The sequence below is a fragment of the Streptomyces sp. cg35 genome (genome assembly GCF_050410835.1).
Taxonomy (GTDB): Bacteria; Actinomycetota; Actinomycetes; order Streptomycetales; family Streptomycetaceae; genus Streptomyces.
Genome location: NZ_CP191268.1, coordinates 8,700,400 through 8,721,619, shown reverse-complemented (window position 1 = coordinate 8,721,619; position 21,220 = coordinate 8,700,400). Strand labels below are relative to the sequence as shown.

General features: G+C 70.0%; 22 protein-coding genes and 1 pseudogene. 13 read left to right on the top strand and 10 right to left on the bottom strand.

All coding sequences use genetic code 11. The annotated features are described in order from the left end of the window. Positions 1-42 precede the first annotated feature (42 nt). Genes ACQUQD_RS40190 through ACQUQD_RS40180 form a run of 3 tightly spaced genes read left to right on the top strand, consistent with a single transcriptional unit; the run spans position 43 to position 4,589 of the window. Positions 43-984 (top strand): VOC family protein, encoded by a 942-nt coding sequence (locus ACQUQD_RS40190; RefSeq protein ID WP_428957183.1) that lies wholly within the window; start codon positions 43-45, stop codon positions 982-984. 9 nt (positions 985-993) lie between these two features. Next, entirely contained in the window at positions 994-2,613 is a 1,620-nt protein-coding gene (locus ACQUQD_RS40185) for a bifunctional 3-(3-hydroxy-phenyl)propionate/3-hydroxycinnamic acid hydroxylase (RefSeq protein WP_428957182.1), read from the top strand. Beyond that, the gene (locus ACQUQD_RS40180) at positions 2,610-4,589 is read left to right on the top strand and encodes an acetoacetate--CoA ligase (RefSeq protein WP_428957181.1); all 1,980 of its coding nucleotides are present in this window, start codon (positions 2,610-2,612) and stop codon (positions 4,587-4,589) included. The genes ACQUQD_RS40185 and ACQUQD_RS40180 overlap by 4 nt, the downstream gene beginning before the upstream one ends. Positions 4,590-4,643: 54 nt before the next feature. On the opposite strand, the gene ACQUQD_RS40175 is transcribed toward ACQUQD_RS40180, so the two are convergent. Next, positions 4,644-5,639 (bottom strand): hypothetical protein, encoded by a 996-nt coding sequence (locus tag ACQUQD_RS40175; RefSeq protein ID WP_428957180.1) that lies wholly within the window; start codon positions 5,637-5,639, stop codon positions 4,644-4,646. Beyond that, the gene (locus ACQUQD_RS40170) at positions 5,636-6,208 is read right to left on the bottom strand and encodes an RNA polymerase sigma factor (protein WP_428957179.1); all 573 of its coding nucleotides are present in this window, start codon (positions 6,206-6,208) and stop codon (positions 5,636-5,638) included. The genes ACQUQD_RS40175 and ACQUQD_RS40170 overlap by 4 nt, the downstream gene beginning before the upstream one ends. A 245-nt stretch (positions 6,209-6,453) precedes the next feature. Between ACQUQD_RS40170 and ACQUQD_RS40165 the strand changes: the two are divergent. Continuing rightward, positions 6,454-6,671 (top strand): annotated as a pseudogene (locus tag ACQUQD_RS40165) (tylosin resistance protein TlrC); the annotation flags it as partial. Here the strand turns inward: ACQUQD_RS40165 and bla are convergent. From bla to ACQUQD_RS40150, 3 genes are all read right to left on the bottom strand, one after another. Next, entirely contained in the window at positions 6,653-7,636 is a 984-nt protein-coding gene (gene bla / locus ACQUQD_RS40160) for a class A beta-lactamase (RefSeq protein WP_428957178.1), read from the bottom strand. The pseudogene ACQUQD_RS40165 and the gene bla sit on opposite strands and share 19 nt — an antisense overlap. Before the next feature lie 189 nt (positions 7,637-7,825). Next, positions 7,826-8,884: a hypothetical protein gene (locus tag ACQUQD_RS40155; RefSeq protein ID WP_428957177.1), complete on the bottom strand. Its 1,059-nt coding sequence runs from the start codon at positions 8,882-8,884 to the stop codon at positions 7,826-7,828. A gap of 109 nt (positions 8,885-8,993) precedes the next feature. Then, entirely contained in the window at positions 8,994-9,368 is a 375-nt protein-coding gene (locus tag ACQUQD_RS40150; protein WP_428957176.1) for a hypothetical protein, read from the bottom strand. Positions 9,369-9,575: 207 nt separating this feature from the next. Between ACQUQD_RS40150 and ACQUQD_RS40145 the strand changes: the two genes are divergently transcribed. The 3 genes from ACQUQD_RS40145 (at position 9,576) to ACQUQD_RS40135 (ending at position 11,137) form a co-directional block, all read left to right on the top strand. Beyond that, positions 9,576-9,878 (top strand): hypothetical protein, encoded by a 303-nt coding sequence (locus ACQUQD_RS40145; RefSeq protein WP_428957175.1) that lies wholly within the window; start codon positions 9,576-9,578, stop codon positions 9,876-9,878. Positions 9,879-9,952: 74 nt separating this feature from the next. Next, positions 9,953-10,564, top strand: a complete 612-nt coding sequence (locus ACQUQD_RS40140) for a GOLPH3/VPS74 family protein (RefSeq protein WP_428957174.1) — start codon at positions 9,953-9,955, stop codon at positions 10,562-10,564. A gap of 210 nt (positions 10,565-10,774) precedes the next feature. Continuing rightward, on the top strand, positions 10,775-11,137 hold the full coding sequence (locus ACQUQD_RS40135) for a winged helix-turn-helix transcriptional regulator (RefSeq protein WP_428957173.1): 363 nt from the start codon (positions 10,775-10,777) through the stop codon (positions 11,135-11,137). A gap of 128 nt (positions 11,138-11,265) precedes the next feature. Here ACQUQD_RS40135 and ACQUQD_RS40130 read toward each other — a convergent pair whose 3' ends face one another. From ACQUQD_RS40130 to ACQUQD_RS40110, 5 genes are all read right to left on the bottom strand, one after another. Next, complete coding sequence (locus ACQUQD_RS40130) at positions 11,266-12,237, bottom strand: quinone oxidoreductase family protein (protein WP_428957172.1); 972 nt, start codon at positions 12,235-12,237, stop codon at positions 11,266-11,268. Between the two features lie 23 nt (positions 12,238-12,260). Then, a complete protein-coding gene (locus tag ACQUQD_RS40125; protein WP_428957171.1) occupies positions 12,261-12,512 on the bottom strand; it encodes a hypothetical protein in 252 nt (83 codons plus the stop codon). A 355-nt stretch (positions 12,513-12,867) separates the two neighbouring features. Further along, complete coding sequence (locus tag ACQUQD_RS40120) at positions 12,868-13,209, bottom strand: WhiB family transcriptional regulator (RefSeq protein ID WP_428957170.1); 342 nt, start codon at positions 13,207-13,209, stop codon at positions 12,868-12,870. 155 nt (positions 13,210-13,364) lie between these two features. Next, entirely contained in the window at positions 13,365-13,547 is a 183-nt protein-coding gene (locus ACQUQD_RS40115) for a hypothetical protein (RefSeq protein WP_428957169.1), read from the bottom strand. Between the two features lie 98 nt (positions 13,548-13,645). Then, positions 13,646-13,828, bottom strand: coding sequence for a Bax inhibitor-1/YccA family membrane protein (locus tag ACQUQD_RS40110; protein ID WP_428957168.1), 183 nt, complete (start codon positions 13,826-13,828; stop codon positions 13,646-13,648). Positions 13,829-14,130: 302 nt separating this feature from the next. Here ACQUQD_RS40110 and ACQUQD_RS40105 point away from each other — a divergent pair, with 302 nt between their 5' ends. From ACQUQD_RS40105 to ACQUQD_RS40080, 6 genes are all read left to right on the top strand, one after another. Continuing rightward, a complete protein-coding gene (locus ACQUQD_RS40105) occupies positions 14,131-14,316 on the top strand; it encodes a hypothetical protein (RefSeq protein WP_428957167.1) in 186 nt (61 codons plus the stop codon). Between the two features lie 130 nt (positions 14,317-14,446). Continuing rightward, positions 14,447-15,889: an aldehyde dehydrogenase gene (locus ACQUQD_RS40100; protein WP_428957166.1), complete on the top strand. Its 1,443-nt coding sequence runs from the start codon at positions 14,447-14,449 to the stop codon at positions 15,887-15,889. Positions 15,890-15,968: 79 nt separating this feature from the next. Next, the gene (locus ACQUQD_RS40095; RefSeq protein ID WP_428957165.1) at positions 15,969-17,510 is read left to right on the top strand and encodes an MDR family MFS transporter; all 1,542 of its coding nucleotides are present in this window, start codon (positions 15,969-15,971) and stop codon (positions 17,508-17,510) included. Between the two features lie 154 nt (positions 17,511-17,664). Continuing rightward, positions 17,665-18,393: a molybdopterin-dependent oxidoreductase gene (locus tag ACQUQD_RS40090; RefSeq protein ID WP_428957164.1), complete on the top strand. Its 729-nt coding sequence runs from the start codon at positions 17,665-17,667 to the stop codon at positions 18,391-18,393. Beyond that, the gene (locus ACQUQD_RS40085) at positions 18,377-19,066 is read left to right on the top strand and encodes a cytochrome b/b6 domain-containing protein (protein ID WP_428957163.1); all 690 of its coding nucleotides are present in this window, start codon (positions 18,377-18,379) and stop codon (positions 19,064-19,066) included. Before ACQUQD_RS40090 ends, ACQUQD_RS40085 begins: the two co-directional genes overlap by 17 nt. A gap of 502 nt (positions 19,067-19,568) precedes the next feature. Then, positions 19,569-21,203, top strand: coding sequence for a tannase/feruloyl esterase family alpha/beta hydrolase (locus ACQUQD_RS40080; protein WP_428957162.1), 1,635 nt, complete (start codon positions 19,569-19,571; stop codon positions 21,201-21,203). The last annotated feature ends 17 nt before the right edge of the window (positions 21,204-21,220 follow it).

Genomic DNA, 21,220 nt, shown 5'->3' with positions numbered 1-21,220 from the left:
CACAACGCAGTCCGCCGTTTCTCGACGAAGAGAGCCGCACACATGTCACTGCACCGTCTGACCCAGATCGTCATGGGTGTCCCCGACCCTGTGGGCACCGCCGCCTACTACGAGGAGTTCGGGCTCACGCCGTCCGGCGTGCACGGCACCTCGCACACGTTGTCCACCGTGGACGGCGGCGAACAGCTGAGGATCGCCGAAGCGCCGCGGCGCCGTCTGCTCGAGCTCGGCGTCGGCGCCGACGACCCCGATGATCTGGCCCGCGTCGCCTCCCGGTTGACCCGGCTCGGCTTCGCTCCCCAGCTCGGCGAGGGTTCCGTCACCGCCGTGGACCCCGGGACCGAGGTACTGGTCCGGGTCGAGATCGCCCCGCGCTACGCGCAGGAACCGACCACGCCCGGCCCCTACAACGCTCCCGGGTCGACGGAGCGGATCGGGCTGCGCGCACCGGGCATCCTGCGTGAGGACCGGGTCCGCCCGCGCAAACTGGGCCACGTGGTGCTCGGCTCCACCGACCAGGAGGGCTCGCAGCGGTTCTTCCAGGAGGGGATCGGCTTCAAGGTCAGCGACACCGTCCCCGGCTTCGCCGCCTTCATGCGCTGCTCCACCGATCACCACAACATCCTGGTGCAGCAGGCTCCCGTGGCCTTCCTGCACCACACGTCCTGGCAGGTGGACGACATCGACGAGATCGGCCGTGGCGCTTCCGCCATGCTCGAGGCCGATCCGGAACGGCACACGTGGGGCCTGGGCCGGCACTTCATCGGCTCCAACTTCTTCTGGTACCTCAAGGACCCGGCCGGCAACTTCTCGGAGTACTACTCCGACCTGGACTGCATCGTGGACGACGAGCTGTGGAAGCCCGGCGTCTGGGAAGGGGCCCGCGCGCTGTGGGCCTGGGGGCCGCCTCCGCCTCCCTCGTTCCTCGCTCCCGAGGACCTGGCCGGTCTGATGACGGGCGCTCACAGCGCCCCCGCCAATTAGGCGGCAGGCATGGACCGTTCCCTTCCTGACAGCGATGTGCTCGTCGTCGGCGCCGGCCCTGTCGGCCTGGCGCTGGCCCTCTTCCTGGCCCGCGACGGCGTACGGACCACCGTCGTCGAACGCTGGCCCCATTTCTACCGGCTGCCGCGCGCGGTCCACTTCGACGACGAGGTCGCGCGCCTGCTCGCCGGGGCCGGAGTCGGCGCCTATGCGGCTGAGCGGGTCGCGCCCGCGGACACATACGAGTGGCGCAACGGCGCGGGCACGCCGCTCCTGCGCTTCGACTGGTCCGGCACGGGGCCCTCGGGGTGGCCGACCGCGTCCATGTTCCACCAGCCGGAACTGGAACAGGCGTTGGAGGAGGCCGCACGCCTGCGCCCGGAGATCACCCTGCTGCGCGGCCTCGATGTCGTGTCCGTCCGTCAGGACGCCGACGCGGCACACCTGACCGCACGCGCCGCAGACGGCACCGAGCGCCGGCTCAGCGCCCCCTGGCTGGTCGGCTGCGACGGCGCGAACAGCTTCGTGCGCGCCGCGATGGACACCACCGTGACCGATCTCGGCTTCTTCTACGACTGGCTGATCGTGGACGTGCTGCCCCACGAGGAACAGCCGTGGTCGCCGACGAACATCCAGGTGTGCGATCCGGCCCGGCCCACCACCGCCGTCTCCGCCGGACCCGGCCGACGCCGGTGGGAGTTCATGCGGATGCCCGGCGAGAGCCGCGAGGACCTGAACACGGAGGCCACCGCCTGGAAGCTGCTGGAACCCTGGGGCATCGCACCGGAGAATGCGGCACTGGAACGGCACGCCCTGTACACCTTCCAGGCCCGCTGGTGCGACCGCTGGCGCGACGGCCGGCTGCTGCTGGCCGGAGACGCCGCCCACCAGATGCCGCCCTTCGCCGGACAGGGCATGTGCTCGGGCATCCGTGACGCCGCCAACCTCGGCTGGAAGCTGTCACTGGTCACCGGCGGTGCGGCGGACCCCGCACTGCTGGACACGTACACCTCGGAGCGGACCGCGCACGTACGCCATGCCATCGGCATTTCCGTGGAGTTGGGCAAGGTCATCTGTGTGACGGACCCGGCCGCTGCCACCGCGCGGGACGCCGCGCTGCTCGGGGCGGACTGCGACCCCGCGCGGGCTCTGCCGCCCGTGCCACCGCCCGCCCTCGGCGACGGCCTCGTGCACCATGGCCTCGACGGCGCGCCCGCCGGTGCGGCCGGGGCACTCAGCCCGCAGGGACGCGTCCGCCACCGGGGCGTGACGGACCTGCTGGACCAAGCCGTCGGAGCCGGTTTCCTGGTCTGCGCGAGCGAGGACCCGCGGGCCGCGCTGGACAGCGACGACCTGGCCTTCCTCGACACCATCGGTGCGCGCACGATCCGGTTCACCCCGCCGCAGGACCCGGGCGACGGTGAGCACGACGCGGTGGACGTCGACAACTTCTATCTCCCGCACCTGGCGGCCGCCGGGCATCTGGGCGCGGTGGTCCGCCCCGATCACTACGTCTTCGGCTCTTTCGAGGACGCGGACGGGCTGCGTGCCGTCGTCGCCGCGCTGCGTGCGGACCTCACGGGCGCCGACAGCCCCTCGATCGCCCCGGCCCTTGCAGGTGACGCATGAGCGCCGCCGTCGGGCCCATCTGGGTTCCTTCTCCAGAAATCGCAGATGCCTCGCGGCTGGCCGCCTTCACCGACCTCGCCGCCCGCCGCTCGGCCGCGGCTCCGCGCGATCCCTACGACTACGCCGCACTGCACGCCTGGTCGGTGTCCGACCTGGACGGATTCTGGTCGGCTGTCTGGGAGTTCTTCAAGGTCCGCTCCTCGACTCCGTACACGGCGGTGGTGGAAGGCGCGATGCCAGGCACCCGATGGTTCCCCGGTGCCCGCCTCAACTACGCCGAGCACGCGCTGCGCCACCCCGGTGGGGACAGCCCCGCGCTGATCGCCACGGGGGAGGACGGCACGTCCCGCGAGGTGGGCTGGGACGAGCTGCGCCGTCAGGTCGGGGCGCTCGGCGCATGGCTGCGGGGGCGCGGGGTGCGGCCCGGCGACCGGGTGGCGGGATACCTTCCCCATACCGAGCACGCGGTGATCGCGTTCCTGGCCGCCGCGTCCGTGGGCGCCGTCTGGTCCGTGTGCGCGCCCGACTACGGCGCGGCCGGAGCCGCCGCCCGTCTGGGGCAGCTCGAACCGGTCGTCCTGTTCACCGTCGACGGCTACCGCTGGAACGGCCGTGAACACGACCGGCGTGCCGAGTCCGACGAGCTCCGCACGGCGCTGCCGTCGGTGCGGGACACCGTCCGTGTCCCCGGTCCCGGCCCCACCGCAGGCACGTCGCCCCCGGCAGGGACCTGGTCGTGGGCGGAGGTGACGGACGGAGCGGCGGAGCCGGTCTACGAGCAGCTGCGCTTCGACGCCCCGCTGTGGGTGCTCTTCTCGTCGGGCACGACCGGCGTGCCCAAGGGCATCGTGCACGGCCACGGCGGCGTCCTCCTCGACCACCTGAAGGTCCTGGGGCTGCACATGGATCTCGCGCCGGGCGAGCGTTTCTGCTGGTACACGACGCCGAACTGGATGATGTGGAATCTCCTCGTCTCCGGTCTCCTGCACGGTGCGACGCTCGTCCTGTGCGACGGGGCGCCGGCCCATCCCCGCCCGGACCGGCTGTGGCAGGTCGCGGCGGAACACCGTGTCTCGGTCCTGGGGACCAGCCCCGGCTATCTGCTGGCCTGCGAGAAGGCGGGCGTCGAGCCGGGTCGCGATCTCGCTCTCGATGCGCTGCGCGTGGTCGGCTCGACCGGCGCGCCACTGCCGGCGAGCGCGTACGCGTGGGTGCGCGACCATGTCGGCCCCGGGGTCCAGCTCGCCTCGACGAGCGGCGGTACGGACGTGGTCAGCGGTTTCGCGGGCGGCGCACCGACCGTCCCCGTGTGGCCGGGCGAGATCTCCGCGCCGCTGCTGGGGGTGGACCTGCAGGCGTGGGACGCCGACGGCAGTGCCGTCACGGACGAGGTGGGCGAACTGGTCGTGACCCGGCCGATGCCCTCGATGCCGCTGCGGTTCTGGAACGACGCGGACGGCGAGCGCTACCGCTCGGCCTACTTCACGCCCTGGCCCGGCGTGTGGCGGCACGGCGACTGGACCACGGTGACCGCACACGGCAGCGTCGTCATCACCGGCCGTTCCGATTCCACGCTCAACCGGCACGGAGTACGGCTCGGCAGCGCCGACGTCTACGCGGTGGTCGACGAACTCCCTTACGTGGCGGATTCGTTGGTCATCGGCGCCGAACTGCCCGACGGCGGCTATTGGATGCCGCTGTTCGTGGTGCCGCCTGACGGTGTCACGCTCACCGACGCGCATCGCGAGGAGATCCGTACCGCACTGCGCACCCATGCCTCGCCGCGGCACGTCCCCGACGAGGTGATCGAGGTGCCCGCACTCCCTCACACCCGCACCGGCAAGAAGCTGGAGGTCCCGGTCAAGCGCATCCTGCAGGGTGGCGCCCCGGAACGGGTCGCCGGCCGGGAGGCGATCGACGACTTCGCGGCGCTCGCCTACTTCGCGCGGTTCGCGCCGGGAGCGGCAGCGCGGTGAGTCCGTACGTGCCGCACAGGCCCCTCCGTGGGGAGGGGCCTGTGGGGTGCTGGATCAACCGATGCGGTTCACCGGGCCGTTGAAGAGGAACGTCTGCCGACTGGTCAGATCGCCCTCGGACAGGGATGGCGTGCACTCCTTGTCCACGCCGTTCGAGGGCTCGCATCCCGAGCCGTCGTGGTCCTCGGCGGCGGTGCGGTTCTCCTCGAGGATTCCGCCCGTGGCCGGGTCGATGATCCAGTGCGGGGTGCTGGTGATGCCCGGACCGTCCGCGGCGGCGTACTTCCAGGTCACCTCCGTGCCCGTGCGCCCCTCCGCGTCGCTCGCTCCGGAGCGGATGCCTGCGCCGGGGGTGGTCGCCATCACCCGGTAGAGCGCGGCGCGCAGTTCGGCCCGGGCCGGGCTGAACGAGAGCAGTGCCCCGGCCTCGGTGACGACCTGCTCGTCCGCTGCCGCCCCGTCCTTACCGGCAGCCAGCCTGGCGCGGAGCGCCGACGGGTCGGTGGGGAGGTCCCTCAGTCCGTTCCAGTCCAGCCGCTCGTCTCCGACGGACCAGCTCATGCCGTTCGGCTGGGGTTTGGAGAACGTCTCGCCGTTCTCGACGGCGGTCAGCCCGTCGGGTCCGAGGTAGACGGTCCGTGTCCTGGTCTTCGTGCCCGGACCGGACTGCGTCGAAGTGATCTTCCAGTACGGGCCGTTCGCGCCGGTGGCCGCCTTGTCCGCCATCGAGTTGAAGAACGCCGCGGCCTCCGCGCCGGCCGCAGGCCTGCCGCCGTCCAAGCTGACCACAGGGGCGACGATCGCCGCGGCTGCGACGGCCGCGACCGCTGCCGCGGAGGCGAGGAAGCGACGCCGGCGGTACAGGGGGACGACCACACGGGGGCCGACGGCGGCGGGGGCCGGAGCCCGCCCGGTCTCGTCGTCGATCGCGCCGCGGACCGCGGACAGCGCCGCGGACAGGACGGCGGGGTCGGGTTCGGGTGTACGGCCGGCGGCGACCAGTTCCGCGGCGCCGGGGAAGTCGAGTACCTCGTGTCGCTGCGCGCTCATGCGAGTTCTCCCGTCAGGGTGTTGAGGGTGCCGTCGGACAGGCGGGACCGGAGCCGGGCACGCGCCCGGTGCAGCCTGGAGCGGGCGGTGCCTGCGGGGACACCGACGACGGCCGCGGCCTCGGTGGGCGTGAGCCCCTCCCAGGCCACGAGGAGCAGCAGCTCCCGCTCGACCTCCGGCAGCTCGGCGAGCTTGCGCCGGATCAGCGGGCCGGCCGCCACGGCATCGAGCCGTTGATCGACCGCCTGCCACGGGTCGCCGCCCGCGGGCTCCCCGGCGGGCGGCGCGCCGGGGTCGCGGGTGAGGCGTTGCCAGTGGCGGGCCAGTACGTTGCGCGCCACACCGAAGAGCCAGGCGCGGGCCGCTCCGCGAGCGGCGTCGAAGGTGTGCCGGTGGGCGAAAGCCTGCAGCCACACCTCCGACAGCAGATCGTCGACTGCGGCCGGCGCCCGTCGTGCGAGATAGCCGTGCAGCGCGACGGAGTGCCGGGCGACCAGCGGCTCGAACGCGGCCGGTTCCGCGGCGGAACGCACGAGCAGGTCCTCGTCCGCAACGGGATCGGGATCCATGAACCCCCCTGTCCTTGACCGCCCGGACGGCGGTCTCACCCCCTACTTGCGCCCGGCGGGGCAGAGCGTTCGCGCGGGCCCTGCGCCGGTGACACCGGACACCCGGCACCGAGCAAGACGGTACGCACGGTCTGCCAAAAGACACCCCGGCGCGTCTCGACGCGGCTCTCAGGACGTACGAGGGTCATCTCGCCCTGTAAGAGGGACGCGACGGCCACCGGGCCGAGGCGCGTGTCGGCATCACGCAGCCGGAATTGCCGCTGCTCGACGAGGCGACCGACGACCTGGATGACCAGGCCGTCGGCGGGCTCGAGGCGCACCTGTGCGAGCACCGCGGCACCGTCGTCGCGGTCACCCACGACCGGGTGTTCCCGGAGAATCTGACCAGCTCGTCCTGGAGGCGGGAGAGGGCAGAGTCACCCGGTACGGCGACGGCTACGCCGGCTACCGCACGGCGAGGGCGGTGACCGCGGCCTTCGCCGTGTCGGCCAGGAGCCTGTCGTCCGCCGTGGCGTTCTTCGCCCCGTCGCGATACGTGAGGATCGCCATCACCAGCGGCTTGCGGCCGGGCGGCCAGATGACCGCGATGTCGTCGCGTGCCGCGTAGTAGGAACCGGTACCGGTCTTGTCCCCGACGATCCAGTCCTTCGGCAGCCCGGCGCGGATGGCCGTCCCGCCGGTGGTGTTGGCCCGCAGCCAGCCGGTCAGCTGACGCCGCTCGGCCGTGGGCAAGGCATCACCGAGGACGAGGCTGCGCAGGTTCGACGCCATCTGACGGGGTGTCGAGGTGTCACGCTGCTCCCCCGGGCTCCATCGGCTCAGGTACGGCTCGATGCGGTCGGTGCGGGTGGTCCGGTCGTTCAGTTCGCTCTGGAGGAACGCGCCCAGGCGGCCGGGGCCGCCGATGTCCTTGAACAGAACGTTGGCGGCGGTGTTGTCGCTGTAGCGGACGGTGGCGTCGCACAGCGCGCGCAGGCTCATGCCGGTGTCCACGTGCTTCTCGCTGACGGGCGAGTTGGCGGCGAGGTCGGAGCGGTCGTAGCGCAGGACGCGGTCCATGCCGTCGATGCCGTTCTTCTTCAGCACGGCCGCGGCCAGGAAGGACTTGACGGTCGAGTTGTACGAGAAGCGCCGCGTGTCGTTCCAGGTGACCTCACGGCCGCTGCCGGTGTCGACCGCGTAGAGGCCGATGTGCGCGCGGTACTTGCGCTCCAGGTCGGCGAACGCCCCGTTCTGAGCGGTCGGCCGGTCGGACGTTGTAGTGGCGGCCGGTCGGTCGGACGTCGTGGTGGCGGCCGGCCCTCCGGTGCTCGCGCGGTCGTCCTGCCCGCACCCCGTCGCGGACAGCAGGGTCAGGACGGCCCAGACGCCGATGCCCGCACGGCGGGTCCGGACCGATCGGCGGCCATTCGGTCGGTGATGCTGCATCGGTCGAGTCCCTCCGGTGGGCCCCGGCCGCGGGACGTGCTGGGTCCCGGACGCGGGGAGCGGACGGCCGGTCCGCGAAGGGGCCCCGGCCAGGGCGTGGGTGACGCCCCGTTGCACACACTCGCCGATCAAGCGGTGCGGCGGCCACTACATTCGCCCCCGTTTCGTCGGACGCCTCGCGTACGACCTTCAGGACTTGCTCCATGCGTCGCTGAGGACGATCCCGGTGAGCTGAGCAGGGCTCAGTACCGGTGTGCGGCGGGTTCCCTGAAGCCGGTAGGCCCGGGCGTTGACTTCGGTGGCGAGTACGCGGAGCCCGTCGGTGCGCAGGGAGTCGGCGCGCCACTCGATCGCTCCCTTGCCGCCGTTCGTGGCCGGACCGGTGCCGGTCGTGAGGAGTGTGCCGTCGGCGAGTTGCCGGGCCTTGCCGAAGATCTTGCCGATGGTCCGGTCGCCCGGCTTCCAGCGCTGCACCGTGACGGCGATCAGGCACTTGCCGTGTCCGTCGTCCACGGTGAGGTGGCCGTACCCGGGCTGACCGCTCCTGTCTGCTACCTGCACTCCTCGGGGCAGCACGTCAGCAATGAGGTGTGTGATCCGGCTCGCGGGCAGGGACTGGTCGATGTCCGGTGCGGGCCGGCGCGCCGGCGCGGGCAGCGCGGCGAGGATCGGTTTCCAAGTGGCTGATCCAGCGATGTCGGCGAGTTGTTGCCGGGTCAGGGGCAGAGGCGGACTCTGCCGGGCGGAGTCCTGCTTCGACAGGGCCGCGGGGTCGTTCGACTCGGCGATCGCGAGCTGCCGACCGTCCGGGTACGTGAGAATGGTGGTGAGCCGTCGGGCAGCGGTGGGGCGGGAGTCGTCGACCGGGGAATTGTCGGACATCATTGTCGCCCCGCGAAATTTCTTCGTCGTGCATTTGCTGTACGGATGGAGGGCGCTGTCCGGACAACGCGCATTTTGCGGGAGAACCGGCACCGGGAGGCGAGTCGCGGCGACTTCCACGCGCCCGGCCATTCCGTTTCTCTCGAAGGTCAGACGGGTAGAAGTCGACGGCTTTTCCTGCCGACCCGGGGTTTCTGGAAGCTCCGTAGACCGTCCTTGCGGAAGCAGTTTTTTCAGGGTCTGCGCGAGCTGATTCGGGGATGTCTTCGCCGCCTGTTGTTCCGGCGCGCCGCAACCGGCCACAAGTACGGCACCAATGGCCAGCACGGGCAATGTCCGTACCGCACGATCGCGGATCGATGTCACAGTTCCTGACTCCCGTGGGGTGCGGTCACGCGTGTTCACGTACGGAGAGGGCTGAGGGGCGGGCCGCCGCATCCGTCCGGATCGACGGCCCGCCACGGACGCCCCTAGCTCAGCAGGGACGACCGGAGGAGATGGAGTCGTTGTAGGGGTAACTGAGCGTGTCCCACGTGTAGTTGTTCTGGAACACGCCCTGGATGCCGCCGTAGTTGTTGTCGGTGAAGAGGCACCATGTCCTCCCCGAATAGTTGCTGATGTAGGAAATGCTGTCCTGGAAGTTTCCGTCGGCTCCGTAGGTCAGGTTCGGGACCGGGGCGTACTCGTAGTCGCACGGCCCTCCCGAGTTGTAGGCGTTCTGGCACAGCTTGATGGTGCTGGTCGCGGGGGCGGCCGGAGCGGCCGACGCAGGTGCCGTCACCGACGCGATCAGGGCGCCTGCCGTCATCGCCACACCGACGCTTGCCATGACCTTTTTTGCCAGCTTCATGAAAGCTCCTCGACCCGAACGGGCTCGTTGGAATTCAAGCTCCAGGTACCGGTCAAACCGGACGTCATCACGATATGCAGCGACCACACGAAAGGCAACGAAAACTCGATTAAACGAAATATCGGGCGAAATGGTTCACGTGAAGGATGTCACAGGATTTTCTTCAGGGTTTCGGGTTTGATGGGCATGATCAAAGGGGTGGGGACAGTGGTCAGACGGTGGTACACGGCGCTCGGGGTCAATCTGCTCCTCGGAATCCCCGCCGTGATCCCTCTCTGGATGCTCTGGTATCTCGCCGCGACCTTGGCGCACCCGGCGCCGACGGAGAACGACGGCATGGCGGTCGTGCTCGTGGTGCTCGTCCCCGTCATCGCCTGTTGCGGCTTTCTCTGGTGGGCGGCCAATCGCCCCTTCGCCCGCAGGACACACCTCAGCCGTCCCCAGTACTGGCTGCTCAGCGGCGTCGGCGCACTCCTGCCCGCCGTCGCCCTCTTCTGCATGGCACCCTGAACGGACCCGGGGAGACAGCCCGGGGAACGCCGGGACACCCGCCCCGCACTCGGCCGATCGACATGGAGACATGGATGAACACCGCACGCGATCTAGCGATCATCGTCATGTCGGCGTCTGATCGTGAGGTGGGACAGGGCGACCTGTCGCTCGCGCTCGCCGGGGCCGAGGTTCTCGACCTCGTCGAGGCGCAGGTCGTCGGGCTGGACGGCGACCGGCTGGTGCCCGGGACCGGGTCGGCGACCGGCGACCGTCTGCTGGACGAGGCCGCTGCCTCGCTCGTCCGGCAGGCTCCCTACGAGCCGGTCGAGGACTGGCTGTGGCGCCGGGGGCGCGAACTGTCCGCGGCCTACACGGACGAGTTGGAGCGGACCGGGGTGCTCATCCGTACACGCGGCCACCGGATCCTGTCGCGGACGGAGCGGAAGGTTCTCGTCGACTCCCCCGCCCGTCGCGAGGCCGAAGAGCGCCGTGCGTCGGGCGAGCCCGTGCTCGCCGCGCTCACGGGCGCCGTCGGGCTCCACGACGGGGCCGACGACGACAAGGACGCGGAGCTGGGCCTCAGCGATGACGTGACCACGAGCGTCCTGGCCGCCGTGGGGGACGCGGTGATGGAGCTGGAGGCCGTGCGTCAACGGCGCTCGATCGAGAACGCCGCCTTCGACAACATCTGGCGCGGCCTGTAAGACACCGCTGCTGATGGCGGCACACCACCGTCCGGTCGGTGATCGACGACGAGATCACAGCGGGCCGGTGATTCCTGAGCGACTGCCTCGTGGGTCCGCTCGCCAGGCGGGAAATCGTGCTCAACCTGCCCGAGACAGGCCGCAGTTGGAACGGAAATACATGTATCCGCCTCTTGTCGTCCGCGCAGTCCAGCGAAGTACGCTCACGCTATGACGGTCGAGCAGAATCATGACGCCGCCGCATGCCGGCAGGTCAGCACCGGGATCACCCGGGTCTTCCACCTGCTCGGGAAGCGCTGGACCGGCCCGATCGTCGCCGTGCTGACCGGCGGGCCGGCGTACTTCGCGGACCTGCGCCGGGCGGTTCCCGGGATCAGCGAGCGCATGCTCTCCGACCGGCTCAGCGAACTGGGGGCCGCCGGGCTCGTCGAGCGCGAGGTGGACGCGGGGCCACCGCTGCGGGTGACGTACCGGCTGACGAGGTCAGGACGTGCCCTGGAACCGGCCCTCGCCGCACTCGAATCCTGGGCGGAGGCACACCTGCCGGAGAAGGATCAGCTCGGCGGCTGCTGACAGGGTCGTCACGGTGAAGGACCGACAACCCGGCAGGATCGGGCCCACGGGCACATGTTCTCGGTGCACTGTAGGGACAGCCCGTCAGTGCTCGGGCCGCGCCCGTGGGGTCCGCTCCATCGTCATGGTCACCGGCTCGGGTCGAGCAGCAACTTGCCGGAGGTGCGCCGGGATTCGATGTCGGTGTGGGCTCGGTCGGCCTCGCCCAGTGGGTAGCGCCCGGTGATGTCGATGCGCAGCCCGCCCTCGCGGATCTTGTCGAACAGGTCCCCGGCGTGCCGGAGCAGCAGTTCCCGGCTGTGGATGTGGTCGGCGAACACGGCGTAGGTGACCTTGATGCTCTTCGGCAGGTCGAACAGCCGCACCGTGGGGATGTCGCCGATCAGCGGGCCGAAGTAGACCAGCGTGCCGGACCGCCGCAGTACTTCGGTGGAGGGCCAGAACGTGCTCGCCCCACCGCCGTCGAACACCGCGTGCACGCCCTCGCCGCCGGTCAGATCCTTGACCCGGTCGACGAAGTCACCGTCGACGGAGACGAGGACCTCGTCCGCGCCCGCGCTTTTCGCGGCCGGGACCTTCTCCTCGCGGGAGACCAGGCCGATCACTCGGACACCGCGCAGTTTGAGCAGGTGGGTGAGCATGCGCCCCACGCCGCCGGCGGCCGCGTGCACGAGCGCGGTGTCGCCCTCGGCCAGCGGCGCCGACTCGGTGACGAAGTGGTGTGCGGTGATTCCCTGCATCATCGTCGCGGCGGCGACGTCACTCGGGATGTCGTCCGGTACGGGGACGACACGGTCAGCGGGGACCGCGATCCTCTCGGCGTAGCTGCCGGGCACCGAGACCCAGGCCACCCTGTCTCCGACAGCGAAATCGTGGACGCCCTCGCCGATCGCGGAGACCCGGCCGGCTCCCTCGACCCCAGGGACAAGGGGGAGTTCGCGAGGCAGCGAGAATCCGACGCGCGTCCCGGTGTCCATGAAGTTGACGCCGGCGAACTCGATGTCGACGACCAGTTCGCCCGGACCGGGTTCGGGGTCGGGCCATTCCCGCAGCCGGAGCACCTCCGGCCCACCCAGCTCGTTCAGCACCACAGCACGCATGGTTCATACCTCTTTCTGTCCGGTCAGGCCTGCAACAGGGCGGACGCGTAGGCGGGGTTGGTGTAGTCGCGCCAGGCCGCGATCCGGCCGTCGCGGAGCTCGTAGACCGCCATGTTCATCACTGGGGCGAGCTTCTTGCCGGGCAGCGCGAGCCCATGGATCTGCTCGGCGATGACGACGTCGTCGGTCAGGAACGGGGCGAGCGCGTCGGCGACCTGCGCACGGAAGGTGTCCACGGAGTCGCGGACCAGAGTGTCCTTGTCAGGGGCGGACATGGCGGGGTGCCTCCGGGATCGAATCGGTCGGGTCGGCGTCGTCCGCCAGGGGGGGCGTGGTCAGGAAAGAGGCCACGCCGCGCCCCCGGAAACGGCGGGCCGTTGCGTCACGACCGTGAGCGTAGGACGCACATTTTGGACCAGCAAGTCCAGACGCGACGAGCCGAAGCGGCTCCGGCACATGCCGCTGCCGCTACCCGGCTGCCTCAATGGCGCGGGCCTCGTGGTCCCACAACCGATCAGCGGTGTCGGGGGCGAGAGCGAGGACACATGTGGCTCACTCGTCTTCAGTGATCCCTGCGTCCTGCGGACGCGTAGGTGTCTCAAAGGGGCTGAATGCGGCGGCCGTCGAGGGTCAGGATGCCTCTGTGCGTGCGTCGGTCGAGGACCGCCGCTCATGTTCGGTGCGCGCCGCCTCCAGGAGGTTGCTCCATGAGGTGACCTGGGGACGTCGGCGCAGCAGGGCCCGCCGCTCGCGCTCGGTCATGCCGCCCCAGACTCCGTGGTCGATGCGCCGGTCCAGGGCGTGCGCCAGGCACTCGGTCTTGACCGGGCAGGCGGCGCAGACGCGTTTGCCCGCCGACTGCGCGGCGCCCTCGGCGAACAACTCCTCGCCGTCCTCCTGTTGGCACGCCGCTCGTTCCCACCACGTGTCCTGCTCACCACTCACAGCTTCCGCACCGCCTTCCGAAGCCATGACAGTACGCCACGCTGATACCCAACAGGCATTCCAGCAACGGTAGTTGAACGCCGTGTGACGATTTCCGGCCCTGCGGGCCCCGCGTCGCGGTCCTTGCGCGGCGGGACGACGCGCTCCGGGGGCCGCGGCGACGCTCTCGCCGAACGGGCCGGTCAGGTCGCGGCAGTGAGGTAATCGCTGGCCGCTTGCAACCGCGCCCGAGCGGCCTCCACTTGCACGCCCCGGTCTCCGGACATGCGTCGTTCGGTGCGGTGCTTCTGCTCAAGCGTCTCGATCGCCCTGTCATCGCCCCAGAGGGCCCAACGCCTGAAGGTGCCGCGGTTCTGTCGTGCCATGATCCCCTCCGATGGGTGTTTGCGGATTCTTTGCAGGTTTATATCGGCTTGCGTAGGTATGCGCCGTCGACGAAACGTGCCCCTGCCGGCGACCCGCGTCAGTAGACGTCGCCCTCCCTCACCAGCGTGAGCAGCCGCAGCGTTTCCACGTAGAGCCACAGCAGAGTGAGTACGAGACCGAAAGCCGCCGCCCAGGAATCCTCCGGGCGAGCAGCACGGCGGCGAAGACGGTCATCGTGCCGAGCACCGCCTGGACCACGATGGTCTGCACGATGGCCCACTTCAGTGTGGTCGACGACCGGTGGCCGAGTCGGCCAGAAGGTGACTCGGGACAGCGAGGCTGGAACCGCCGCTTCCCGAGATCGACACGAGACTCACACAGACTCCGTAACCAGTCAATACGGTGACATGCGCGAATCGAGTCCGTCCGTAACCATCTTGACAGGTGATGCCTATCGCAACCATGCTTGCCGTAACCGCTCCAACTGGTGATGAAGCGAGTTGCACCGTTCACAGCAACTCGCCATCCACCCGAAGGAAATCGCCCCACCTCACAACGAGGAACTCACAGGCAGGCGACACCATGTCTCACGCGGCACACATCAACGAAGCAACAGCGGCGGCAGCAACGGCGGCGGCGCGACACACGCCCACTGACTCAGAACCGTCGCCGAAGACCGACACCCGGCCCGACCAGACGCAGCTCTGGAGCTGGTCGGGAACCGCCGTCATGTTCGGCTACGGACCGGACAGCAGCGCCTTCCTGTAGGACACCCCCTCGCGGCCGGCCGCCCACCCACGGGCCCGCTCACATGTCAACACAGGTGAGCCAGTAAGCAGAACAAGTGCTACATTCGAGTGACAGATAAGAGAGAGCCTCTCTTCCTAAGGAGCGCACCATGACCGTCTACGACCGTCTCTTCATCGCCGGAACCTGGACCGCACCGAGCGACCCCGAGCTGCTGGACATCCGCTCCCCGCACGACCGGTCCGTCATCGGCCGCGCCGCCCAGGCGCAGCCCGCCGACGTCGACCGCGCCGTCGCCGCCGCCCGCGCCGCCTTCGAGGAGGGCACCTGGCGCGAGACGCCGCCGCTGCAGCGCGTCGCGGTGTTGCGCCAGTTCAACGCCCTGCGTGAGGCGAACGCGGAGCGGATCGCCTCGCTGATCTCCGCGGAGAACGGCTCGGCCGGCTGGTTCACCCTCGCCGGTCAGCCCGGACTGACCCGTCAGGCGAACGCGTACCTGAAGGCGGCGGAGCAGTTCGGCTGGGAGGAGACGCTCGAACCGTCGGACCCCGCCGCGCCGTTCCGCAGCGTGGTGCGTCGTGAGGCCGTGGGTGTGGTGGCCGCCGTGATCCCCTGGAACTCACCGTTCTCCTCCGCGACCTCCAAGATCATTCCTGCCCTGCTGGCGGGCAACTCGGTGGTGCTGAAGGTGTCGCCGGAGAACTCCCTGAGCATGGGCTTCCTGGCCGAGCTGCTGGAGCAGGTGGGTCTGCCCGAGGGTGTGATCAGCGTGCTGCCCGCCGACCGGGAGACCAGCGAGTACCTCGTCTCGCACCCCGACGTCGACAAGATCGCGTTCACCGGCTCGACCCGCGCCGGCCGTCGGATCGCCGCCATCGCGGGCGAGCAGCTGAAGCGCGTCAGCCTGGAGCTGGGCGGCAAGTCCGCCGCGCTGATCCTGCCGGACGCGGACGTGTGCACGGCGGTGCAGGGGCTGAAGTTCGGCTCGCTGCTCAACAACGGCGAGTCGTGCATCGCCCAGACCCGCATCCTCGCGCCGCGCGCGCAGTACGAGGAGGTCGTCGACGCCGTCAAGGAGCTCGTGGAGTCCCTGAAGGTCGGCGCTCCGGAGGACCCCGACACCTTCATCGGCCCGATGATCCGCCCCGACCAGCAGCAGCGCATTCGCGACTACATCGAAATCGGCATCAAGGAAGGCGCGCGTCTGGTCACGGGCGGCCCGCAGATCCCCGAAGGCCTGGAGAACGGCAACTACGTCACCCCGACCGTCTTCGCCGACGTCGACAACTCCATGCGCATCGCGCAGGAGGAGATCTTCGGCCCGGTTCTGGTGATCATCGCCTACGACGACGAGGACGACGCCGTCCGTATCGCCAACGACTCCGAGTACGGCCTCTCCGGCGGCGTATGGTCCGCCGACACCGAGCACGCCCTCGCCGTCGCCCGCCGCCTGCGGACCGGCACCATCACCGTCAACGGCGCGCCGATCGGCTTCGACGGCCCCTTCGGTGGCTTCAAGAACAGCGGCATCGGCCGCGAGTACGGCGCGGTCGGCCTCGGCACGTACACCGAGTACAAGACCGTCACCCTGTGACCTGGCCCTGCCAGGCAGCTCCACCAGCCCCCACCCGCTTCGACTCCGCCCTACCTGGCCTCTGAAAGGCTCCTCTCCGATGTCCACCACGGCACAGCTCTCGAGCGCGCCCCGAACCCGCGGCGTCGCCGCAGCCATGAGCGCCCTGATTCTGGCGGTGCTCCTGTCCGGACTCGACCAGACCATCGTCTCCACCGCCCTGCCCCGCATAGCCGAGGACCTCGACGGATTCGACGACATCGCCTGGGTCAGCGCCGCCTATCTGCTGGCGTCCACCGCGGTCACACCGCTGTGGGGCAAGCTCGGCGACATGTTCGGGCGCAAGCGGCTCTACCTCGCCTCGACCGGCATCTTCCTCATCGCCTCCGTCGCGTGCGGCATCGCGGCGAACCTGCCTGAACTGATCGGCGCCCGCATCCTGCAGGGCATCGGCGGCGGAGGCATGATCGTGCTGACGTTCGCGCTGGTCGGTGACATCGTCGCGCCGGGCGAACGCGGCCGCTACCAGGGGATGTTCGGCTCCGTCTACGGCGTCGCCAGCATCGCGGGACCACTGCTCGGCGGCATCTTCACCGATCAGCTCTCCTGGCGGTGGGCGTTCCTGATCAACCTGCCCGTCGGCGCGGTGGCGCTCGGCATCGCCTGCCGCGTGCTGCCGGCCGCAACGAGGAACGCCAAGGCTGTCCGGATCGACTACCTCGGCGCACTGGTCCTGGCCGCCATGGCCACCGGCCTCGTCCTGATCACCTCGTTCGGCCGGCGCTGGGGCTGGGCCTCCCCCGGCATCATCGGCCTGATCGTCGCCACCGTCGCGCTCGCCGGCCTGGTGGTCCCGGTCGAGCGCCGCGCCGCGGCCCCCGTCCTGCCGCTGAGCATGCTCACCTCGCGCACGGTGGTCCTGACCTCGCTGATCGGCTTCGTGGCCAACGCGGCCATGTTCAGCGTCCTGGTCTACCTGCCCACGTATCTGCAGATCGTCGACGGCGTCTCCGCGACGCTGTCCGGCCTCCACATGCTTCCGCTGGTGGTGGGCCTGGTCATCAGCCAGTCGCTGGCGGGACGGTGGGCGAGCCATGTCGAGCGGCTCCGGCTCATCCTCGTCGTCGGCATGCTGCTCAACGTCGCGGGCCTGCTCCTGCTGGCCACTGTCGGCGCGGCCACGAACGCGGTCGTCCTCGGCGTCTACTTCCTCGTCACCGGTGTGGGTATCGGCATGGTCCCGATGGTGGTCCTGACCGCGGTGCAGAACAGCGTTCCCGCCACGGATCTCGGCGCGGCCAGCGCCGTCGTCACCTTCGCCCGGTCGATCGGCGCCGCCTTCGGAGTCGCGGTCTTCGGCACCCTGCTCACCAGCGGGTTCGCCGCACGGCTCGCCGGCAGCGCGGTCAGCGACGGCTTCGATGCCTCCCGGCCCGACACCATCGCCCAACTGCCCGCCGCGGTACGCGACACCGCGCAGGACGCCTTCGCCCACGCCATCGGCTCCTCGTTCCTGTGGATCACGCCCCTGGTCGTCGCCGGAACCGTCCTCGCGTTCCTGCTCAGGACCCCGGGCGGCGTCCGGGAGGCCCCCACGAACGCCTCCTCGCGTCCCGCCGACGAGCATGTGACGGCCGTCTGAGGGGTGCATCCCCAGGCCAGCCAGGCACCGCCAACTACCGGGCAGCACACATCGCCGTATGGCGGGTGCCTCGCCCCACATAAGAATCGCAACCACTCAATTCCGTGACGACATGCGATGGGTTGCTCCATCACACCGACAGGACGGTGAAGACATGGCAGACCAGCGCAAGGACACCGAGAGCGGCCCTCCCATGGCCCGGCGGGCGATGCTCGCCACCCTCGTGGCGGGTGCCGCGGGACTCGCCACCGCCCCTTACCTGCAGCGCGGTTGGGAGAACGTCCTGGGCGCCGCCTCCCAGATCGACGCGACCGGAGTCACCGGGCTGCTGCCGAACCCGGGCGGATTCCGGTACTACAGCATCGTGGGATCGGTGCCGCGCAAGAACACCACGAACTACGAGCTGCGGATCGACGGCCTCGTCGACCGGCCCAGGACCTTCACCCTGCCGCAACTGCGGGCGATGCGGCAGACCCGCGTCGTCCACGACGTGGTGTGCACCGACGGCTGGCGCGTGGAGAACACCCCCTTCGAAGGCGTGAAGCTCGCCGACATCCTCGATGCCGCGGGAGTACGCCCCGAGGGCAAGGCCCTCCGCTTCACCTGCTTCGACGGCGCCTACAGCGAGAACCTCACGCTGGAACAGGCGCGCCGATCCGACGTGATGGTGGCCCTGAAGATGCAGGACGAGCCCATCACCCACGAACACGGCGGACCGGTCCGGCTGTACACGGCCCCGATGTACTTCTACAAGTCGGCCAAGTGGCTGTCGGGCATCTCGGTCACCGACGAGGTGATCCCCGGCTACTGGGAGGAGCGCGGCTACGACATCGACGGCTGGCTCGACGGAGAGGACAGGCACGGCGATGGCACGGCTGCCTGAAAGCGACGGCAAGGTCCGCCGGTTCACCCGGGCCGAGCGCCTGGTCCACCGCGCCACCGGCTACCTGATGCTCCTGTGTCTGGTGACCGCGGCCTGTCTGTACCTGGGTCCGCTCGCGCAGCTGGTCGGGCGGCGCCATCTCATGGTCACGGTTCACGAGTGGTCCGGGATCCTGCTGCCGGCCCCGTTCCTGCTCGGCCTCCTCTCCCCAGCGTTCCGCGCCGACCTGCGCCGGCTGAACCGCTTCGCGCCCTACGACAGGCAGTGGCTGCGCGCGGCGCGCCGGCGGCTGACCTCGTCGTCAGCGCGTCCGGCCGGGAAGTTCAACGCGGGCCAGAAGCTCTACGCGGGCTGGATCGCCGGTGCCGTGCTGCTGATGATGTTCACGGGCCTGCTGATGTGGTTCACCGGGCTGCTGCCCGCGATCTCCCGGACCAGCGCCATCTTCGTGCACGACTGCCTGGCCTGGGGCATCACCTTCGTACTCATCGGGCACATGCGTCAGGCGGCCAAGGACCCGGAGGCTCGGCTCGGCATGCGGACCGGGTACGTGTCGCCGCAGTGGGCCCGGGAGAAGCATTCCAAGTGGCTGGGGGACGACGACCCGCAGGCCGGGACGGGGAGCGCCGGCGCAGCCGAGTCGCGCCACGGCCGAAGCAGTCGAATGACTTAGCACCCGGGCGGCCGCCCTTCTCTACCCAAGGTGTGCGACCGCTGTGCGCCGCCTGAGAACACACTGACCAGCTCGGCCCCGGGTCCGCCCGGGGCCGTCGCATGTGCCGGTCCGGTCGAGAGCCCACCGGGACTCACCGTCATGTGACTGATGTGCGCCGCCTCCGCCGCGGGCGAAAGTATGAGCACAAGCAGCCACCCCGGCACACACAGCCAACCACACTCATCACGAGTAACCCTCTTGACCGGTGATACAGACTCGTGGGAGTCTCTTCCCGAACCCGACGAGCGCGGGGCGAGCGGCGCAGTGGCGCCCTTGCCCGCCAGTCGGTGCACGGATCGAGCACTCCTGAACCAGCATGCCTGAACCAGCATGCGCAGACGGGGTATTGCCCGACGACCTGCGGACGACGAAACCGGGGGACGGCCCTCGGACCGGATCGCTCAGCACGCACACATGTGTCTCCGCCGCACGGCAGACACTCGATCGATTAAGGAATGTCATGAGACGACTTCTGACCGTCCTCGCGGCCGCGGTGCCGCTGGTGACGGCAGCGGTGTATCTGCCCTCGGCCACGGCGGAATCCTCGGACTCCGCCGCCGCGCCGTTCCGGTGCGCGTCCGCCTCTCTTCCGCTGAAGGCTCCGGCCGGCACCAGGATCGAGTCCGTGACGGCCGTGAGCCGGCCGGCGGGGGACGTCGAGGTGCCGCCCGTGTCGCCGCTGCCCGGGGACACGGTCAAAGACGTCCCGGCCCACTGCGAGGTGACCGTCACCGTCAACCACCTGGGCGCCGAGGACCACGCCAAGGTCCAGGTGTGGCTGCCCGAGTCCTCCTGGAACGGCCGGTTCCAGGGCGTCGGCGGCAGTGCCTACGCGGCCGGTGACTACGGCGCCGCGCTGTCCGCCGCCGTCAAGAGCGGCTACGCCACCGCGACGACCGACGCCGGCGTCAGCACCTACGTCGACGTCGACTGGGCCCTGGACGACCAGGGGAAGATCGACCGGACGCTGCTGAAGAACTTCGCCTCGCGGTCCGTGCACGAGGCCGCGGTCGTCGCCAAGCAGGTCATCAGCGGCGTCTACGGCCGCTCCGCCTCGTACTCGTACTTCAACGGCTGCTCGACGGGCGGCCGGCAGGGCTACGCCGAGGCGCAGGCCCACCCCGACGACTTCGATGGCATCCTCGCCAACGCGCCCGGCATCAACTGGGACGAGTTCGAGGTCGCCACGCTCTGGCCGCAAGTGGTGATGAACGAGGAGCACACCTACCCCACGAAGTGTGAACTCGACGCGGCGACGCAGGCCGCCGTGAAGGCGTGCGACACGCTGGACGGCGCCGCGGACGGAGTCATCGGCGATCCCGCCGCGTGCGGTTACGACCCGCGCAAGCTGATCGGCACGACCCTGGAGTGCGACGGCAAGCAGGTGACCTTCACGGCCGCCGACGCCGCCGTGATCCGCAAGATCTGGGACGGTCCGCGCGACACGCACGGCAAGAAGCTGTGGTTCGGCCCCACCATCGGGTCCGAACTCAACGACCTGGCGGCATCGGCGCCCGACACCGACGGCACCGTCAAGGGCCAGCCGTTCCAGGTGCCCGCCGAGTGGGTCTCGGCCTTCGTGAAGAAGCAGCCCTCCTTCGACGTGACGACCATCGGCTACGCGGAATTCGAGAAGCTCTTCCGGCAGTCCCAGGCCGAGTACGACAAGGTCATCGGCACCGACGACGCGGACCTGTCGGGCTTCCGCAACTCCGGTGGGAAGCTGCTGACCTGGCACGGCCAGGCCGACCAACTGATCCCCACCCAGGGGACGGTGGACTACCGCGAGCGGGTCGAGAAGAAGCTGGGCGGGGCGCAGCGCGTCGACGACTTCTACCGGCTGTTCCTGGTGCCGGGCACCAACCACTGCGCCGGCTACGGCAACACCGGTCCCGTGCCGACCGACGCGCTCGGCGCGCTGACCAAGTGGGTCGAGCAGGGCAAGGCCCCGCAGACGCTGAAGGCCTCGGTCACGGATGCCGCGGGCAGGACCGTCACCCGTGACGTGTGCCGCTACCCGCTGGTGCCCCAGTACAAGGGCCACGGTGACATCGCGGACGCCGCCAGCTTCCGCTGCGTGCGCTCGCACCACTGATCTGCTGCACCACCCCA

Excerpts from the sequence above, each read along its gene's own strand:
- ACQUQD_RS40095 (WP_428957165.1), top strand. The coding sequence starts at position 15,969 with ATGTCCACCACGGCACAGCTCTCGAGCGCGCCCCGAACCCGCGGCGTC.
- ACQUQD_RS40175 (WP_428957180.1), bottom strand. The coding sequence starts at position 5,639 with ATGAGCGCGCAGCGACACGAGGTACTCGACTTCCCCGGCGCCGCGGAA.
- ACQUQD_RS40140 (WP_428957174.1), top strand. The coding sequence starts at position 9,953 with ATGAACACCGCACGCGATCTAGCGATCATCGTCATGTCGGCGTCTGAT.
- ACQUQD_RS40185 (WP_428957182.1), top strand. The coding sequence starts at position 994 with ATGGACCGTTCCCTTCCTGACAGCGATGTGCTCGTCGTCGGCGCCGGC.
- ACQUQD_RS40150 (WP_428957176.1), bottom strand. The coding sequence starts at position 9,368 with ATGAAGCTGGCAAAAAAGGTCATGGCAAGCGTCGGTGTGGCGATGACG.
- ACQUQD_RS40120 (WP_428957170.1), bottom strand. The coding sequence starts at position 13,209 with ATGGCTTCGGAAGGCGGTGCGGAAGCTGTGAGTGGTGAGCAGGACACG.
- ACQUQD_RS40135 (WP_428957173.1), top strand. The coding sequence starts at position 10,775 with ATGACGGTCGAGCAGAATCATGACGCCGCCGCATGCCGGCAGGTCAGC.
- ACQUQD_RS40080 (WP_428957162.1), top strand. The coding sequence starts at position 19,569 with ATGAGACGACTTCTGACCGTCCTCGCGGCCGCGGTGCCGCTGGTGACG.
- ACQUQD_RS40115 (WP_428957169.1), bottom strand. The coding sequence starts at position 13,547 with ATGGCACGACAGAACCGCGGCACCTTCAGGCGTTGGGCCCTCTGGGGC.
- ACQUQD_RS40105 (WP_428957167.1), top strand. The coding sequence starts at position 14,131 with ATGTCTCACGCGGCACACATCAACGAAGCAACAGCGGCGGCAGCAACG.
- ACQUQD_RS40190 (WP_428957183.1), top strand. The coding sequence starts at position 43 with ATGTCACTGCACCGTCTGACCCAGATCGTCATGGGTGTCCCCGACCCT.
- ACQUQD_RS40170 (WP_428957179.1), bottom strand. The coding sequence starts at position 6,208 with ATGGATCCCGATCCCGTTGCGGACGAGGACCTGCTCGTGCGTTCCGCC.
- ACQUQD_RS40100 (WP_428957166.1), top strand. The coding sequence starts at position 14,447 with ATGACCGTCTACGACCGTCTCTTCATCGCCGGAACCTGGACCGCACCG.
- ACQUQD_RS40130 (WP_428957172.1), bottom strand. The coding sequence starts at position 12,237 with ATGCGTGCTGTGGTGCTGAACGAGCTGGGTGGGCCGGAGGTGCTCCGG.
- bla (WP_428957178.1), bottom strand. The coding sequence starts at position 7,636 with ATGCAGCATCACCGACCGAATGGCCGCCGATCGGTCCGGACCCGCCGT.
- ACQUQD_RS40125 (WP_428957171.1), bottom strand. The coding sequence starts at position 12,512 with ATGTCCGCCCCTGACAAGGACACTCTGGTCCGCGACTCCGTGGACACC.
- ACQUQD_RS40090 (WP_428957164.1), top strand. The coding sequence starts at position 17,665 with ATGGCAGACCAGCGCAAGGACACCGAGAGCGGCCCTCCCATGGCCCGG.
- ACQUQD_RS40180 (WP_428957181.1), top strand. The coding sequence starts at position 2,610 with ATGAGCGCCGCCGTCGGGCCCATCTGGGTTCCTTCTCCAGAAATCGCA.
- ACQUQD_RS40085 (WP_428957163.1), top strand. The coding sequence starts at position 18,377 with ATGGCACGGCTGCCTGAAAGCGACGGCAAGGTCCGCCGGTTCACCCGG.